This is a genomic window from Parasphingorhabdus sp. (genome assembly GCF_039977335.1).
Lineage (GTDB): Bacteria > Pseudomonadota > Alphaproteobacteria > Sphingomonadales > Sphingomonadaceae > Parasphingorhabdus.
Map to the genome: position 1 here is coordinate 1 of NZ_JBDWDI010000004.1, position 14,419 is coordinate 14,419.

A 14,419-nucleotide genomic window follows, 5' to 3' on the forward strand; every position below is an offset into this window, starting at 1 on the left:
ACTCCTCACAATCTGCGATATTCAGATCCGACACATCAATATCCTCCGGTGCCATCGCCTGTATCCGATCGCGTTCGGAATGGAGAGAGATGGTCGCTAGCAAATCGCTATTAGACAGGGATGGTTGTGGCGGCGAACTGGTTGTCCGGCCAGCCCCATCAATCTCGTTTACCAGCTCTGCGCAATCATCGCCCTTGCCAATGCCCTCTAACAAATCATCAAACTTCTCTGCTGCCACCCGTGCCGGCTTGCCCGCCAGGTCAACCCCGTCCGCCATCTTGTCGAGCCGGGATAGCGCTGCGAGAAACAAAGGCGCGCTCCAGCGCTCTCTGGTCCCCACTTCCTCCCCCTGATGCCACACCGCTTCGTTCCAGCCATTGAGGCCCTTGTCCATCAGCTCATCCTGAAAAATATCCCGCGCATGGATGATCGCTGCATCCCACGCCCGGGCAAAGGCCCGCGCATCGGGCCTGCGCCTGAGCTTATACGCACTCTCCCGCGACAGCCCGGCATAGCGCGCCGCCGCCCTAACATTGCCGGTCCGCGCCAAAGCTTCGAGAAACACCACCTGCCTATCCGGCGACCAGCCATCATGGCGCTCCCGGGGCTGGGCCAGATCATCGGCATCAGGGATGTCGGTGAAATCTTCATGAGAAGGTTGATCGGTCATAGCTTATGTTCCTTATGTTGGGGGGGACAGACAGATATAACCTATATGGTACATTGTAGGAAAGAGGTTGGGGGAAGAGAACGATTGACGGATGGCGCAGCGTGAAAACGGGTTTTAGATCTGTGTATGTTGCTTGATCATTTATAGGTGATTGTTCATTGCCCAGATGCCTATTTATCGGTCGCAAAGGAAATCCAGGTTGGCTTCAGAAGACGACATACTCAAAATTTTCGAACCAAGACGATCTAGGAAGCCAATCGAAACTGTTTCGGCTCTTGCAAGTTGGATGAGCAGCGAATGCGCAAACAAGACCAGTTATGGAATAGGCTGGGATATTAGCGAAGGAATGAGGATAGATAGATTTGGCGCGACTTGGCGCTGGCAGTATACTGAGCGCAGTGAAGTGCGAACAATAAAAACCTTTGAATCGGAATCAGAAATCGCGGCTTGCGCTTATGAGCAAATCAGAAAGGATCCATGGGCTTGGACCCATTGCGTAGGATGGTTCAAATTCGAGTGCCATAAAAAGGCGTACACAGAGACATTGGAAGATCGAGGCATTGCGTTTTACCAGGATCAAATTCCTTTTGGCGGGCCTGAAGACCCTAGATATCGGATTTTTGTTTTTGGTCGCGATGTTTTGGAACTGAAAAAAGTCAACTCAATATATGGCAACTGACATCTGCTTATTTATCCACAAAAACCCCTGCCAATCCGGTAGTGACGGCGGTGGTGGTAGATATGTTTGAACGTTTGATGACAAGAACAGCCCGAAAGCAGACGCTCGCCTGAAGTGTGAATTATTCAAAACACCTTTTCGGGCTTCAAATTCAGATCCCGGAATCGAAGGATGATCAAGATCACTTAACATGTTATGGCTGGGCTTAGTCGAACAAGTGGGCGATCAAACATCTTTGAAATATGGGAGTACTGGATGCCCGTCAGCCCTGAATATAAAGAATTTTTGCAAGAGCTATTTGAACCACTCGGCCCGATCAAGACAAAGAGCATGTTTGGTGTGGACGGCGTTTTCATAACGCTGCCTGACGGTGATTTGATGTTTGGCCTAATCGCAAGCGAAACTCTCTACCTAAAGGTCGATGATACCAACAGGGCGGATTTCGAAGCAGAAAACAAGCGGCCATTCGTTTTCGAATCAAAGAACGGAAAACAGGACGTAAAATCCTACTATGAATTACCCGACGCGCTGTATGATGAGCCTGATGCGTTCACGGATTGGGCGAGAAAGTCCTTTGATGTGGCGCTACGGGGAAGAAAATCCAAGAATAAGCGCAAGAAGGAAAGGTAATCAGAGAGAACTTACATTTCCTTGATGCGTGGCATGCAGAAGCGTCTGCGATCTGGCTAGCAGGTAGATTCCGACCAAAATGTCAAAGCCAAGGCACATAGGTGCGGCCCATTCTGGCATGTAGCTTACATCCGAAAAATGGGGACTGGCAAAATCCCAGGTGGCATGGATCATCCAGCCAATGCCTGGGAAAAATAGAGACCGAGTGAACCCCAAATAGCCCAGAACTGCGAAAAACAATCCACCTAAGACTTGTGGGATTAGCGCGGTCAGCGTCGCCCCTTCGAAGATACCGAAACCCAAATACCAGAGGCCAATGCTCATAAGGAGGCCTGCGCCTAACAGCTTTTCGACCACAGCGGATTTGCTTGCAGACCAGATGTAAAGTGTCGCCAAGCCGATGCCTATCCAAAAAGCCGTTGCGAAACTAAACATTGAAATTGCCCCCCTTGATCAATCCATTGTCATTTATCGCATAGTTGATATCTGAAGACATCCTTTGTCAGCAAATGGGACGGATGCAGAAACCTGCATCACTTGATAAATTTAAACATATGCCCACCAATTTTGCGCATCTGGATTTCTTCCGAACCCTCGGTAATCCGGTAGCGGCGGTGGTGGCGATAGATATGTTCGAACGGTTTGTGACGGGAATAGCCCATGCCGCCATGGACCTGCATCGCGCGGTCGGCGGCGTCGCAGCATAGGCGGTTGGCGCGATAGTTACACATGGAGACCTGTGCCGAGAGATATTTCGCGACGTCAACCTTGGGCATGCCGTCCATTTGTGACGCGGTCTTGTAGATTAGCTGACGGAGCATTGCTGCCTCTGTATGCAGCTCAACCAAAGGGAATTGGATTGCCTGATTGACGGCCAATGGCTTGCCGAACGGTTTGCGTTCTCCGGCATATTTTACCGATTCATCGATGCAATATTGCGCGGCACCCAAAGAGGATGCGGCTTGGCGGATGCGGTTTTCATGCACAAAATGCTGGGCTGCGGCGAGGCCCATGTCGAGGTCACCCAATATCTGGTCTGCAGGGATCCAGACATTGGTAAAGCTGCATTTCGGGTGGTCGGTGGGCATGTTGAATGTCCACATATATTCGCCAACTTCAAAGCCCTCGGCGTCGGTCGGGACGATGAAGCAGCCAATGCCTTGCGCGTCGCCATCCTTGCCACGGTGGCGGGCAAAGGTCATCACATGGCTCGCGACGTGCAGGCCGGTAGTCCACATTTTATTGCCGTTGATCAGCCAGCCATCGACGCCATCGCGCTGCTCGGGAACGGCCGTCGTGTCCATCCATGTGGCATCGGATCCGTGATCTTCCTCGGTCAGGCCAAAGCACCATTTCATCTCGCCCGCAAGCATGGCGGGGATGCATTCCTGCTTCTGCTTGTCCGTTCCGAAATCGCGGACCATCAAGGGCTGGACGAGATTACCGACGATCGAGTTTTCATTCTGCAGATCATTGTGGAGGCCAAGTCCCTTGTGTGCGAGATGCTCGCGGATCCGGGCCATGCCAAGGTTGGAGCCGTCCTGGCCACCAAATTCCTTGGGCAGAGCATAACGGAAATGGCCGGCGGCATCGGCAGTGCGCCGCATTTCGTCGAGCAGATCTTCCCATTCCTTGGTCGGTAGCCCCTGATTGTCCCAATCGGTCCGGCTGTCTTCGCGGCGATGATCGAAAAAGCGGATATTGTCGTCGCGCTGCTCAATCGGCTTGATTTCAGCTTCGATAAAATCGTCGAGAACGGTGAGATAATCTTCGATGTCCTGGGGAATTTCAAAACTCATATCATGGCTTCCATTTGTTGAGGGCGACGGCGAGGCCGGCATATTTGGGCTGGTCGATAGACAGGCGTTCCAGTGCGGATAGCCTGAGATGATCCCACAGGCCCGGATGACCCGCGTCTATGCTTCCTTCTGATAGGGCGGCACAAAGCTGTCCATGGTCAAATCCAATAGCGGCAAGGCGCTGGTCTGAGGCGTCACGAAAGCCCGGACCAAAGCTGGCCTGCCGCGTTGCGATACCCAAAGCATTGCCTGCCACTCTCGACTGGAACCGATCATGCCCTTTCAGATCAGGTTGAACTATATCCTTGTTCCACTCGGAAAGCGCCGTCAGCAATTCATCATAACTGGTTTCGCCTTTGATATCTTGCGCTTCGGGCATTTGCCAATCCAGCGGAGCGCAGATATTTGCTGGTAAAATATCCTCGAACAATAGTGCGAGATCAATTTCGACCTCGGAAACGCGGCGGCCAATAACGGTGCGTTCCAGAGACCGATCACCGCCAGTGCGCCATATTTCACCCATCACCATACAGGCGACGCCCCACCATAATGTCGAGTAGATCAGCCAGAAGCGGAAGCGGGCAGGGTCAACGCTTTCACCACTATATTTGGCATAGGCAGCAAGAAAGGTCTCTGCAGTGTCAAAGCCGCCAGCGATTTTTTCATAATGGCCGAAACGCCAGCTAGGTGTGCAAAGATAGGCGAGATCCTGTACCGGATCGCCCAATCGCGCCAATTCCCAATCTAACACGGCCGAGATACCCGATTGGGTTATCATAAGGTTGCCCATCCGAAAATCACCGTGCACCAGCTTTTTGGTGTCACTATCCGGCGCGTTTTCTTTCAGCCAGTGAAACGTATATTCATAGATGGGTATCGCGCCGCCAATCTCGTCATATTTGTCTTTCTGAAGGTTGATAAGCTCCAGCGGTGAGAAATATTCCAGCGTATCTGGGGCGTCTTCAGGGTCAATATTGTGGATATTCCAGAGTTCCGCCGCGCATTGATCGGTCAGTTTGCTCTCGGCTTCGGCAAAGTCCGGGTTGCCGAGAATTTTATGGGGCAGGGTTTCTCCCTCTGCCTTGTCCATGATGAACCCTTCGCCAACACCATCTTCGGGCGCTAACCGCCCGCGAACGGTAGGTGCAGTCACGCCGGATTGTACTGCGACGTCGATGATATCGGCCTGGGTTGCCAGCGATATGCCGCGCAGTCCTTCGTCATCCGGTGAAATTCCGCTCGGCAATCGGCGCAGGACAAAGTCTTCCTTGCCATAGGAAAAGGCCCAGCTTTCCATGCTGGCCCCGCCAGAGAGTCGTTTCAAACCGGAAAGGCGGCCACTAGCGTCAAATATTTTGTCGCAAAAAATGGCTAATTTCTGTTCGAAATCCGATTGGTCCATAGGCAAGGCTTAATTGGCCAATTAAAATTTGGCAATCGTAATAGTGCTAGCGATTTACGTCGTGATACTTGATGGTGATACTTGCATGCTGGGCCAATCCCTCTTACCTGCGGCTACAGTAAATTGAAAAACTGATAAGGGGCGACGATGAGGGCGTTTATTTTTCCGGGACAGGGCAGTCAGGCCGTCGGCATGGGCAAAGCTCTGGCTGAGGCCAGCAATACGGCTCGCGAAGTCTTTGAAGAAGTCGATCATGCGTTGGAGCAAAATCTCTTCAAGCTCATGTGCGAAGGGCCGGAAGATGAGTTGACCCTCACGGAAAATGCGCAACCAGCCATCATGGCCAATGCCATTGCAACATTGCGGGTCATGGAAAAAGAAGGCGGTAAATCGCTTGCGGACCTATGCTCTTATGTGGCGGGTCACAGTCTAGGCGAATATACCGCGCTTTGTGCTGCCGGAGCCTTGAATTTGACCACGACGGCCGAACTTTTGAAACTGCGTGGTCAATCGATGCAGAAAGCGGTTCCAGTGGGTGAGGGCGGTATGGCGGCTCTCTTGGGCGCTGACATCAAAAAAGCTGCGGGGCTTGCGAAAGCGGCGGCACAAGGTGATGTTTGCACCGTCGCCAATGATAATGATCCAACACAGGTGGTCATTTCTGGTCATATGGCAGCAATTGAGCGTGCGATTGCTCTGGTAAAAGAGCATGAAATTAAGCGTGGCGTGCTGTTACCTGTTTCTGCGCCTTTTCATTGTTCGTTGATGAAACCCGCTGCCGAGGCGATGGAGGAAGCACTGGCGGAAGCCAGCATCCTGCCTCCGGTTGTACCCGTCTTTGCTAATGTCACTGCGAATGCTGTCGCGGATGTCGATGAAATTCGCCAGTTGCTCGTGGAACAGGTGACAGGGACGGTGCGCTGGCGGGAATCTGTGGTCAATCTTTCAGATGCCGGTGTGGATCAATTTGTCGAACTTGGCGGCAAGGTGCTGAGTGGCATGGTGAAACGGATCAACAAGGAAGTGGAAACAACCAACTTGATCTCCATGGAAGATATTGAAGCCTTTCTGGCTTCCGTTTGAACGCTTTTCCGATATTTTTAGATAGGAACGAAAATGTTTGATCTCACAGGAATGACAGCGCTGGTAACCGGTGCATCTGGTGGAATTGGCTCGGAAATTGCCAAGGCTTTGGCGGAACGCGGTGCGACGATCGCATTGTCGGGTACGCGTAAGCTGACACTGATGGATCTGATTCCGGAGTTAAAAGGCGAAGGTCATATCGTTGTACCGTGCAATCTTTCTGATGCAGAAGAGGTCAACGGACTGGTTCCCGAAGTCATCGAAAAGCTGGGCAAGCTTGATATATTGGTCAACAACGCCGGTATCACCCGCGATGGTCTGGCGATGCGGATGTCAGACGAAGACTGGTCCGATGTCCTGAACGTTAATCTAGAATCTGCTTTTCGCCTGGCTCGCGCGGCGGCACGGCCAATGATGAAGGCCCGTTTTGGCCGGATCATTTCGATTACCTCTGTTGTTGGTGCCACGGGCAATCCGGGGCAGGTCAATTATGTTGCCTCAAAGGCGGGTCTGGTGGGCATGTCCAAGGCATTGGCACAGGAACTGGCCTCGCGCGGCATCACAGTAAATTGCGTGGCCCCCGGGTTCATTGCCTCTCCCATGACTGATACCCTGACGGACGCGCAAAAGGACGACATTAATCGAAAGATTCCTGCTGGAAAAATGGGCGCAGGCGAAGATATCGGTGCGGCTGTGACTTATCTTGCCAGTAACGAAGCATCTTATGTCACAGGACAGACGCTGCACGTGAACGGCGGCATGGCGATGATCAGTTAGGACCACTTGAAATGTCCTTCAGCCTTTTCCTGATGGCGATGGTCGCAAACCCTCAACCGCCTTTGCCAACGGACGGATTGTTGACGGTCGAAAATCTCGATTGTGTGAGTAAGAAAGTTTCGGCAGATCAGGCGCAATCTTATTATGCCATGGCACGCAAGGGCAAAGAAATTGATGCCTTTCAATCTGCCAGTACGCTGACAAAGGCCTGTCAGGCCAAATATGGCTGGACCGATATCCAGACCCGGAGCGCATTCAGGATTTCCATGATGGATGGTTGGCTGCTGCAGGAGGGCTTAGTCGGAAAAATTCAGGCTTTGGGTGATTTCAAGCCATTTCTGGACCGATATTATCGCGATAATGTGAAGCCAACGGGTCGGTATATGCTGGAGGATGTCTTCCTATCCGGCAAAATGGACAAGGATTTGACCGCGGCAGGCTATCCGGAAGACAAGGAATTGCGTGAACTGGCGTATAATTATTGGGAATGGCGCGGTGCGCTTTTCGGTATCGAGGAAGATTTTCGGAACGGCGAACTGCGACAATAGCCAGTAATGTTATACATACATTCACAAAGCCGCGCTTGCCCTCTTGCAAGCGGCGCGCCATGCCACTAGGACAAAATGGAAATTAATACCAAAGAAGAAGGAACTCTCATGAGTGAGACTGCAGACCGCGTAAAAAAGATTGTTGTTGAGCATCTCGGCGTTGAAGCCGACAAAGTGACCGAAGAAGCGGCATTCATCGATGATCTGGGCGCTGACAGCCTCGACATTGTTGAGCTTGTGATGGCTTTTGAAGAAGAATTCAGCGTCGAAATTCCTGACGATGCAGCTGAAAAAATCGCCACCGTCAAAGACGCGATTGATTTCATCGACAACAATAAGGGCTAATTGATTTTGGAATGCAGCCTGATATCCGGGCTGCTATTCCGGGGCCAATGATCGCTAAATGATTACAAAGCGGCTCACCGGCCTGGGAAGCATTTCCTGAACCGGTGGCCGCTTTTGAATTGGGGCTTAGCTAAGCCTGAGATAAGGAGCAGAACATGCGTCGTGTTGTAGTGACCGGACTGGGTTTGGTAACGCCTCTTGGCGGAGATGTAGAAACAAGTTGGAGCAATATTCTGGCTTCGAAATCCGGTGCCGGGAAGATCACGCGCTTTGATGCTTCCGATCAGAAATGCCACATTGCCTGTGAAGTCAAACCCGCCGACCATGAATATGGTTTCGATCCCAATTTGCGCGTCGATCACAAGGTTCAGCGTCAGGTTGATCCGTTCATTGTTTACGGCATTGATGCTGCAGGACAGGCATTGGAAGATGCTGGCCTGACCGAGATGAGCGATGAGGATAAACTGCGTACCGGTTGCTCTATTGGCTCAGGTATTGGCGGATTGCCGGGGATTGAGAAAGAATCACTCGTTCTCCATGAGCGCGGTCCGGGCCGCGTTAGTCCGCATTTTGTGCATGGGCGGCTGATCAATCTGATCTCTGGTCAGGTTTCGATTAAATATGGCCTGATGGGCCCCAATCATGCCGTCGTCACAGCCTGTTCTACAGGGGCGCACAGCATTGGTGATGCAGCCCGGATGATTGCGCTGGATGATGCCGACGTGATGTTGGCTGGCGGCGCAGAAGCGACAATTTGCCCGATTGGTATCGCGGGGTTTGCGCAGGCCAAGGCGCTGTCCACAAAACGCAATGATGATCCGACAGCGGCGTCTCGGCCTTATGACAAAGACCGCGATGGTTTTGTCATGGGCGAGGGCGCCGGCGTGGTTGTTCTGGAAGAATATGAGCGGGCCAAGGCACGCGGCGCGAATATCTATGCCGAAGTTGTTGGTTACGGCCTTTCTGGTGATGCCCATCACGTAACGGCGCCGCATCCTGATGGCGTAGGTGCTTATCGTTCCATGGAAATGGCACTGAAACGCTCTGGTCTGACCACGGCGGATATTGATTATGTCAATGCGCATGGCACCTCGACCATGGCGGATGTGCTGGAACTGGCCGCCGTACGCCGCCTGTTCGGCGATGACATCGCGACCATGTCGATGAGTTCGACGAAATCCGCCATTGGCCATTTGCTTGGCGGTGCCGGTGCTGTGGAGGCGATTTTCTCTATCCTTGCACTACGCGACCAGACCGTGCCGCCGACATTGAATCTGGATGATCCGGAGGAAAGCTGTGCTGACGTTGATCTAGTGCCGCATGTCGCGAAAAAGCGCGAAGTCAAGGCGGTGCTTAGCAACAGCTTCGGCTTTGGCGGCACCAATGCCAGCGTCATCATGAAGGCGGTATAGAGCTATCATGCGGCGCTTCGGTTGCCTGATCCTGATTATTGCAACGGTTATCGTTGGCCTGATGGCGGGCAACTTTATTTACGGTTGGAACGCTGGCGGACCGCTGGAAAATGAACGTCAAATTATTATCAAGGCGGGCTCCAGCCTTGGCATGGCAGCCAACACCCTAGAGGAAGAGGGAGCGATCAAGTCCGCCGATGCTTTCCTCAATCGCGCCAAGATTTTCGGTGGATCCGAACCGATAAAGGCCGGCGAATTTGTTATTCCTGCTGGTGCCAGCAATGCTTCAATCTTGAGCATCCTGCAGGGCGGAAAAACAGTGCAACGACTTATCACCATTCCAGAGGGTACGCCGTCCATCATCGTGCATGAAAAGCTGATGGCGGAAAAACTGCTGACCGGTGACATCTCGGTCCCGGCGGAAGGGTCGATATTGCCCGACAGCTATAGTTTTGAGCGCGGTGAAAAGCGGGCAGCTGTGGTCGGGCGCATGCAAAAAGCGATGAAGGATACGATGGCCGAGCTATGGCCCAAAAAGACGGCTGCCAGTGTCGTGAAGACCCCGGAAGAGGCGATCATATTGGCGGCGATTGTCGAAAAAGAAACAGCTCTGGCTCGCGAGCGGCGGACTGTTGCTGCGGTATATAGTAACCGGGTTACACGCAATATGATGTTGCAGGCTGATCCGACGATTATCTATCCGATTACAAAGGGCAAGCCGCTGGGACGCCGCATAAGACAATCCGAAATTGCCGCGGTAAACGACTATAATACATATTCGATGGTTGGGTTGCCCAAAGGCCCCATTGCCAATCCTGGTCGTGCGTCGATTGAAGCCGTGCTCAACCCGGCCAAAAGTGATTTTCTGTTCTTTGTGGCAGACGGCAAAGGCGGGCATGTTTTTGCCAAAACACTAGCTGAGCACAATGCCAATGTCGAAAAATGGTTCGCGATCCGCCGCCAACGGGGCGAGATGTAGGAAAAATTTATGGCAGGTGTCTTGATCAGTAGTTTTATGACATCGATACTGGTTTTTTTTGGGCCTCAATCGCTCGATAGCTCTGATAAAATGCCTGATGAAAAGGTTCAAACCTCTCCGGATGAGCGGGATTCTGAAGCATCGCAAAAACTGCTGGGGCGCTATTATTTGCGCGGTGCAATGGAAACTGCCTCAGGCTTGCAATTGGCAGAAGATCGCAGTTTTCTATGGTATCTGAGCGTTGGAGCTCTGGACATTTTGACAGGTGGTCGCTGGAGCCATCAAGAGGGCCAGGTAACACTGGTCTATGATCCGCCCAAAGAAGGCGCACGATATGACCCTCTCGGTACGGTGATCATGAAAATCGAGGGTGATAATCTCGTTCCGCCGGGCAATATGAGCGGCGGCGTATACGTAAAAGCAAAGCCCCGACCCGAGAGTGAGTGAGTCGCGTCAGTCTTCTTTGCTGTTGACGCCCGCGGCTACAACAATGAGCCCCGCGTCGACCATTTTCTGATCTTCCACACCATCTGTGGGCATCACCACCATTCTGAGCCCCGACCTGCCATCTTCATCAGGCGCACGCCATGACATCGTATGGAGCGGTGAAAAAGGTCCGGGCATATCGTTTTTGGTCATACCAGCGGCATCGGCGCGCTTGGACAGTCTTTCAGGAAAACCGGCCCGTTCGACCCCTAGCATCATCGGTCGGTCGGAAGGCCGTGATGTGAGGAGGATGCAGTAACGATCCTCACTATCCTCTCCCCAAGCGACGACATAGCGGTCGGAAAAAAGATGATAAACTGGTCCGCTCTCGGCGTAGCGAGCGCGCAGCATATCTTTGCCTTTGGCGGTAATGGGTAACAGCGTCAAACCTTCAAAAGGTGCAACATCCTTGTAGACGAAGCTGAGACAATCATCGAAAATGATCCGCATAACTGTCGGTTCATTGTCTTCTATTGCTTGCGGCTCAGATGCGGATACCGATGGGCTAGCTAGAATAGATCCCAACAGGGTTAGTCCCGCCCATTTTGATCTTTGCATATCAATTGCACTCCATGCCCAATCCTGAGCATATCACGAATATGATCAGTAGTTAAAGCGGGTCGCCAAGCTATCCCGAGCTTCCTGATATTCGGAAATCAGAATATCTACCATATCCTGAACCGACCGGACCTCATCAATGGCACCGATGCCCTGACCACTGCCCCAGATATCTTTCCAGGCCTTTTTCTCGGTATTGCCACCGGAACCGAAGTTCATCGTCTTATAGTCACCTTGCGGAAGGTCATCGGGATCGAGACCGGCATTTTCAATCGAACCGCGCAGATAGTTGCCGCTGACGCCAGTAAACAGGTCGGAATAGACAATGTCCTTTGCGCGTCCTTCGACAATACCGTCTTTATAGCCTTGATCGGCATTGGCTTCCTTGGTCGCGATAAAGGCAGAACCCATATAGCCGAAATCAGCGCCCATGGCTTGGGCGCCCAAGATGGAGGCGCCGCAACCGATGGAACCAGACAGCGCGACGGGACCGTCGAACCACTGACGAATTTCCTGCATCAGCGCGAAAGGAGAGATAACGCCCGCATGGCCGCCAGCGCCCGCAGCGACCGGGATCAGGCCGTCGGCGCCTTTTTCAATCGCTTTATGGGCGAAACGGTCGTTGATAATGTCGTGCATGGTGATGCCGCCCCAGCCATGAACGGCGGTGTTGAGATCTTCAATGGCACCCAATGACGTGATGATCAGCGGTACTTTCCACTTTTCGCAAGTTGCCATGTCCTGATCCAAACGATCGTTGGATTTATGGACAATCTGATTCACGGCAAAAGGCGCAGCAGGCTTGTCGGGATTGTCCCGGTTCCATGCGGCCAGTTCTTCGGTAATCTGGTGCATCCACTCATCGAGCAGAGTTTGTGGCCGCGCATTGAGGGCAGGGAAGGAACCAACGATACCGGCTTTACACTGCGCTATGACCAATTCCGGGCCCGATACGATAAAAAGAGGTGAACCGATAAGCGGCAGGCGAAGATTGTCGAATATGGCAGGTAAAGTCATAAGGTCCCCAATAGAAAAGGCTAAACAGAAAAGCTTAGAAGTCCGACATACCGAAAGCGGCAGCGGATTCCACTGTTATTTTAATCGATTGCTTAATCTAGGCGTTAAATCCGGTTTACGGCGCTGAGTAACGCTTCAACCGAGGCTCGTGCAACGTCGCTGTTGATCCCGACGCCATAGAATTCCTGACCATCACCCGTCTTGCATTCGACATAGGCTGCTGCCTGTGCATCTTTGCCCGATCCCAGCGCATGTTCCTGATAATCCATGATTTCCAGCGTGATGCCAAGCGAAGAGGTGAGGGCGTCGACGACGCTAGATATCAGGCCATTGCCGCGACCACTGACCGAAGTCTCTCCGTCCGGTCCCTTAACCTTGCCGACAAAGATACGTTCACCGCCTGTCTGGCTCTCCTGATAATCGATCAGGCTATACTTGCCGCTGCCGTCAAGATGATATCGTTTTTGGAAAGCGCCCCAGATATCCTCGGACGACAATTCTCGGCTTGTCTCGTCGGCCAACTCCTGCACCGTGCGGCTAAAATTGGCTTGCAAGCGCTTGGGCAGCTTCAACCCCTGATCCTGTTCCAATATCCAGGCGATCCCGCCTTTGCCGGACTGGCTGTTGACGCGGATCACCGCCTCATAGTCACGGCCAATGTCACGCGGATCAATCGGCAGATAAGGAACATTCCACAACTCGTCATTGCGCTGTTCCTGCGCCGCAAAACCCTTTTTGATTGCGTCCTGATGGGAACCGGAAAATGCGGTAAAGACCAGCTCACCGGCATAGGGATGCCGCTCTGGCACGGGGAGTTGATTACAATATTCCACGGTGTTGACGATTTCATCCATATCGGAAAAATCAAGTTTCGGGTCAACGCCCTGCGTGTACATATTGAGGCCCAGCGTCACCAGATCGACATTACCGGTACGCTCGCCATTGCCGAACAGACAACCTTCCACGCGGTCCGCCCCAGCCATCAAGCCGAGTTCCGATGCCGCAATGCCAGAACCACGATCATTATGTGTGTGGAGGCTGACCACAACGTGATCGCGCTTGCTGATATGCTTGCACATCCATTCCACCTGATCGGCATAGATATTGGGTGTGGAAGCTTCGACCGTCGCAGGGAGGTTGAGGATCAGCGGTTTTTCAGCCGTCGGCTCAATAATATCCATCACCACTTCGCAGACTTCCAGACTGAAATCGATCTCTGCGGTGGAGAATGTTTCCGGCGAATATTCAAAATGCCAGTCGGTGTCAGGATATTTTTCCGCTTGTTCACGCAGGATTGTCGCGCCTTCTTTGGCGATATCCTTGACGCCTTCTTTGCCCAACTTGAACACAACGTCCCGCCACGCCGGGGATACGGCATTATAGAGATGAACAATGGCCTGTTTGGCGCCTTCGAGGCTGGCGAAGCTGGTTTCGATCAGGTCACGACGCGACTGGGTCAGCACCTGCACCATGACATCGTCGGGAATGCTGCCTGATTTCACGAGGCCCGAGATAAAATCAAAATCTGTTGCCCCTGCTGAAGGAAAGCCGACTTCAATTTCCTTGATCCCGATTTTGACCAGCAGATCAAAGAAACGCTGCTTCTTTTGCGCATCCATCGGATCGATCAGCGCCTGATTACCATCCCGCAGATCGGTGGAAAGCCATCGCGGGGCTTTTTCTATGGTACGGGACGGCCATTGCCGGTCAGGCAAATCAATCTGGCCAAAGGGGTGATATTTTTGGGATGGAATAGGATGCATGGTCGATACTCTTATGCTGCAAGCCATTTCGCGCAAGGCGGAAATTGCTAGTTAATTTCAATTTTCTGAAAAAATAATCCCTTAGACGGGGCCGCCGCATCATGCAGCAGCACAGCTACGCCTAAGGGCGCATAAGTCGGTGTAGCTCTAGGTTTGAGACACTTGCCATAACCATTGTTCATATCTTTTGCGGTGCAAAAATCAACCATGCAGGTGAATTTATTTTGCGGTCGGTGAAACTTTTTTGCCCAACCTCGCGAAACCATCAACG

Annotated in this window: 15 protein-coding genes and 1 pseudogene; 9 read left to right on the forward strand and 7 right to left on the reverse strand. The window is 52.4% G+C overall.

Annotation, left to right across the window (positions count from 1 at the left end; translation table 11 throughout):
• A pseudogene (locus tag ABJM21_RS07215) lies at positions 1-670 on the reverse strand (hypothetical protein); the annotation flags it as partial.
• A gap of 199 nt (positions 671-869) precedes the next feature.
• Here ABJM21_RS07215 and ABJM21_RS07220 point away from each other — a divergent pair.
• Both ABJM21_RS07220 and ABJM21_RS07225 read left to right on the forward strand, forming a co-directional pair.
• Complete coding sequence (locus ABJM21_RS07220) at positions 870-1,349, forward strand: hypothetical protein (protein WP_348303666.1); 480 nt, start codon at positions 870-872, stop codon at positions 1,347-1,349.
• A 195-nt stretch (positions 1,350-1,544) separates the two neighbouring features.
• Positions 1,545-1,979, forward strand: coding sequence for a TfoX/Sxy family protein (locus tag ABJM21_RS07225; protein ID WP_348303664.1), 435 nt, complete (start codon positions 1,545-1,547; stop codon positions 1,977-1,979).
• Here the strand turns inward: ABJM21_RS07225 and ABJM21_RS07230 are convergent, their stop codons facing one another.
• The 3 genes from ABJM21_RS07230 to ABJM21_RS07240 all read right to left on the reverse strand — a co-directional run bounded on the left by ABJM21_RS07230 (position 1,980) and on the right by ABJM21_RS07240 (position 5,180).
• Complete coding sequence (locus ABJM21_RS07230) at positions 1,980-2,414, reverse strand: DUF6010 family protein (RefSeq protein WP_348303662.1); 435 nt, start codon at positions 2,412-2,414, stop codon at positions 1,980-1,982.
• A 98-nt stretch (positions 2,415-2,512) separates the two neighbouring features.
• Complete coding sequence (locus ABJM21_RS07235; RefSeq protein ID WP_348303660.1) at positions 2,513-3,778, reverse strand: acyl-CoA dehydrogenase family protein; 1,266 nt, start codon at positions 3,776-3,778, stop codon at positions 2,513-2,515.
• Position 3,779: 1 nt separating this feature from the next.
• A complete protein-coding gene (locus ABJM21_RS07240; protein ID WP_348303658.1) occupies positions 3,780-5,180 on the reverse strand; it encodes a phosphotransferase family protein in 1,401 nt (466 codons plus the stop codon).
• A 147-nt stretch (positions 5,181-5,327) separates the two neighbouring features.
• On the opposite strand from ABJM21_RS07240, the gene fabD reads away from it, so the two are divergent.
• The 7 genes from fabD to ABJM21_RS07275 all read left to right on the forward strand — a co-directional run bounded on the left by fabD (position 5,328) and on the right by ABJM21_RS07275 (position 10,771).
• A complete protein-coding gene (fabD, locus tag ABJM21_RS07245; RefSeq protein ID WP_348303656.1) occupies positions 5,328-6,263 on the forward strand; it encodes an ACP S-malonyltransferase in 936 nt (311 codons plus the stop codon).
• A gap of 33 nt (positions 6,264-6,296) precedes the next feature.
• The gene (gene fabG / locus ABJM21_RS07250) at positions 6,297-7,040 is read left to right on the forward strand and encodes a 3-oxoacyl-[acyl-carrier-protein] reductase (RefSeq protein ID WP_348303654.1); all 744 of its coding nucleotides are present in this window, start codon (positions 6,297-6,299) and stop codon (positions 7,038-7,040) included.
• Positions 7,041-7,051: 11 nt separating this feature from the next.
• Positions 7,052-7,588, forward strand: a complete 537-nt coding sequence (locus tag ABJM21_RS07255; RefSeq protein ID WP_348303652.1) for a hypothetical protein — start codon at positions 7,052-7,054, stop codon at positions 7,586-7,588.
• A 108-nt stretch (positions 7,589-7,696) separates the two neighbouring features.
• Positions 7,697-7,933, forward strand: a complete 237-nt coding sequence (locus tag ABJM21_RS07260; RefSeq protein ID WP_074205387.1) for an acyl carrier protein — start codon at positions 7,697-7,699, stop codon at positions 7,931-7,933.
• Positions 7,934-8,088: 155 nt separating this feature from the next.
• Positions 8,089-9,345, forward strand: a complete 1,257-nt coding sequence (fabF, locus tag ABJM21_RS07265) for a beta-ketoacyl-ACP synthase II (protein ID WP_348303650.1) — start codon at positions 8,089-8,091, stop codon at positions 9,343-9,345.
• A gap of 7 nt (positions 9,346-9,352) precedes the next feature.
• On the forward strand, positions 9,353-10,324 hold the full coding sequence (gene mltG / locus ABJM21_RS07270) for an endolytic transglycosylase MltG (RefSeq protein ID WP_348303648.1): 972 nt from the start codon (positions 9,353-9,355) through the stop codon (positions 10,322-10,324).
• 9 nt (positions 10,325-10,333) lie between these two features.
• The gene (locus tag ABJM21_RS07275) at positions 10,334-10,771 is read left to right on the forward strand and encodes a hypothetical protein (RefSeq protein ID WP_348303646.1); all 438 of its coding nucleotides are present in this window, start codon (positions 10,334-10,336) and stop codon (positions 10,769-10,771) included.
• Positions 10,772-10,777: 6 nt separating this feature from the next.
• On the opposite strand, the gene ABJM21_RS07280 is transcribed toward ABJM21_RS07275, so the two are convergent.
• The 3 genes from ABJM21_RS07280 to leuA all read right to left on the reverse strand — a co-directional run bounded on the left by ABJM21_RS07280 (position 10,778) and on the right by leuA (position 14,148).
• A complete protein-coding gene (locus ABJM21_RS07280) occupies positions 10,778-11,368 on the reverse strand; it encodes a hypothetical protein (RefSeq protein WP_348303644.1) in 591 nt (196 codons plus the stop codon).
• 45 nt (positions 11,369-11,413) lie between these two features.
• Entirely contained in the window at positions 11,414-12,385 is a 972-nt protein-coding gene (locus ABJM21_RS07285) for a nitronate monooxygenase family protein (protein WP_348303642.1), read from the reverse strand.
• A gap of 104 nt (positions 12,386-12,489) precedes the next feature.
• Positions 12,490-14,148, reverse strand: a complete 1,659-nt coding sequence (gene leuA / locus ABJM21_RS07290; protein WP_348303640.1) for a 2-isopropylmalate synthase — start codon at positions 14,146-14,148, stop codon at positions 12,490-12,492.
• Positions 14,149-14,419 lie beyond the last annotated feature (271 nt).

Bases quoted from the DNA above. Each gene is read 5' to 3' on its own strand.
- ABJM21_RS07225 (WP_348303664.1), top strand. From the start codon at position 1,545: ATGGCTGGGCTTAGTCGAACAAGTGGGCGATCAAACATCTTTGAAATA.
- ABJM21_RS07230 (WP_348303662.1), bottom strand. From the start codon at position 2,414: ATGTTTAGTTTCGCAACGGCTTTTTGGATAGGCATCGGCTTGGCGACA.
- ABJM21_RS07235 (WP_348303660.1), bottom strand. From the start codon at position 3,778: ATGAGTTTTGAAATTCCCCAGGACATCGAAGATTATCTCACCGTTCTC.
- ABJM21_RS07240 (WP_348303658.1), bottom strand. From the start codon at position 5,180: ATGGACCAATCGGATTTCGAACAGAAATTAGCCATTTTTTGCGACAAA.
- fabD (WP_348303656.1), top strand. From the start codon at position 5,328: ATGAGGGCGTTTATTTTTCCGGGACAGGGCAGTCAGGCCGTCGGCATG.
- fabG (WP_348303654.1), top strand. From the start codon at position 6,297: ATGTTTGATCTCACAGGAATGACAGCGCTGGTAACCGGTGCATCTGGT.
- ABJM21_RS07255 (WP_348303652.1), top strand. From the start codon at position 7,052: ATGTCCTTCAGCCTTTTCCTGATGGCGATGGTCGCAAACCCTCAACCG.
- ABJM21_RS07260 (WP_074205387.1), top strand. From the start codon at position 7,697: ATGAGTGAGACTGCAGACCGCGTAAAAAAGATTGTTGTTGAGCATCTC.
- fabF (WP_348303650.1), top strand. From the start codon at position 8,089: ATGCGTCGTGTTGTAGTGACCGGACTGGGTTTGGTAACGCCTCTTGGC.
- mltG (WP_348303648.1), top strand. From the start codon at position 9,353: ATGCGGCGCTTCGGTTGCCTGATCCTGATTATTGCAACGGTTATCGTT.
- ABJM21_RS07275 (WP_348303646.1), top strand. From the start codon at position 10,334: ATGGCAGGTGTCTTGATCAGTAGTTTTATGACATCGATACTGGTTTTT.
- ABJM21_RS07280 (WP_348303644.1), bottom strand. From the start codon at position 11,368: ATGCAAAGATCAAAATGGGCGGGACTAACCCTGTTGGGATCTATTCTA.
- ABJM21_RS07285 (WP_348303642.1), bottom strand. From the start codon at position 12,385: ATGACTTTACCTGCCATATTCGACAATCTTCGCCTGCCGCTTATCGGT.
- leuA (WP_348303640.1), bottom strand. From the start codon at position 14,148: ATGCATCCTATTCCATCCCAAAAATATCACCCCTTTGGCCAGATTGAT.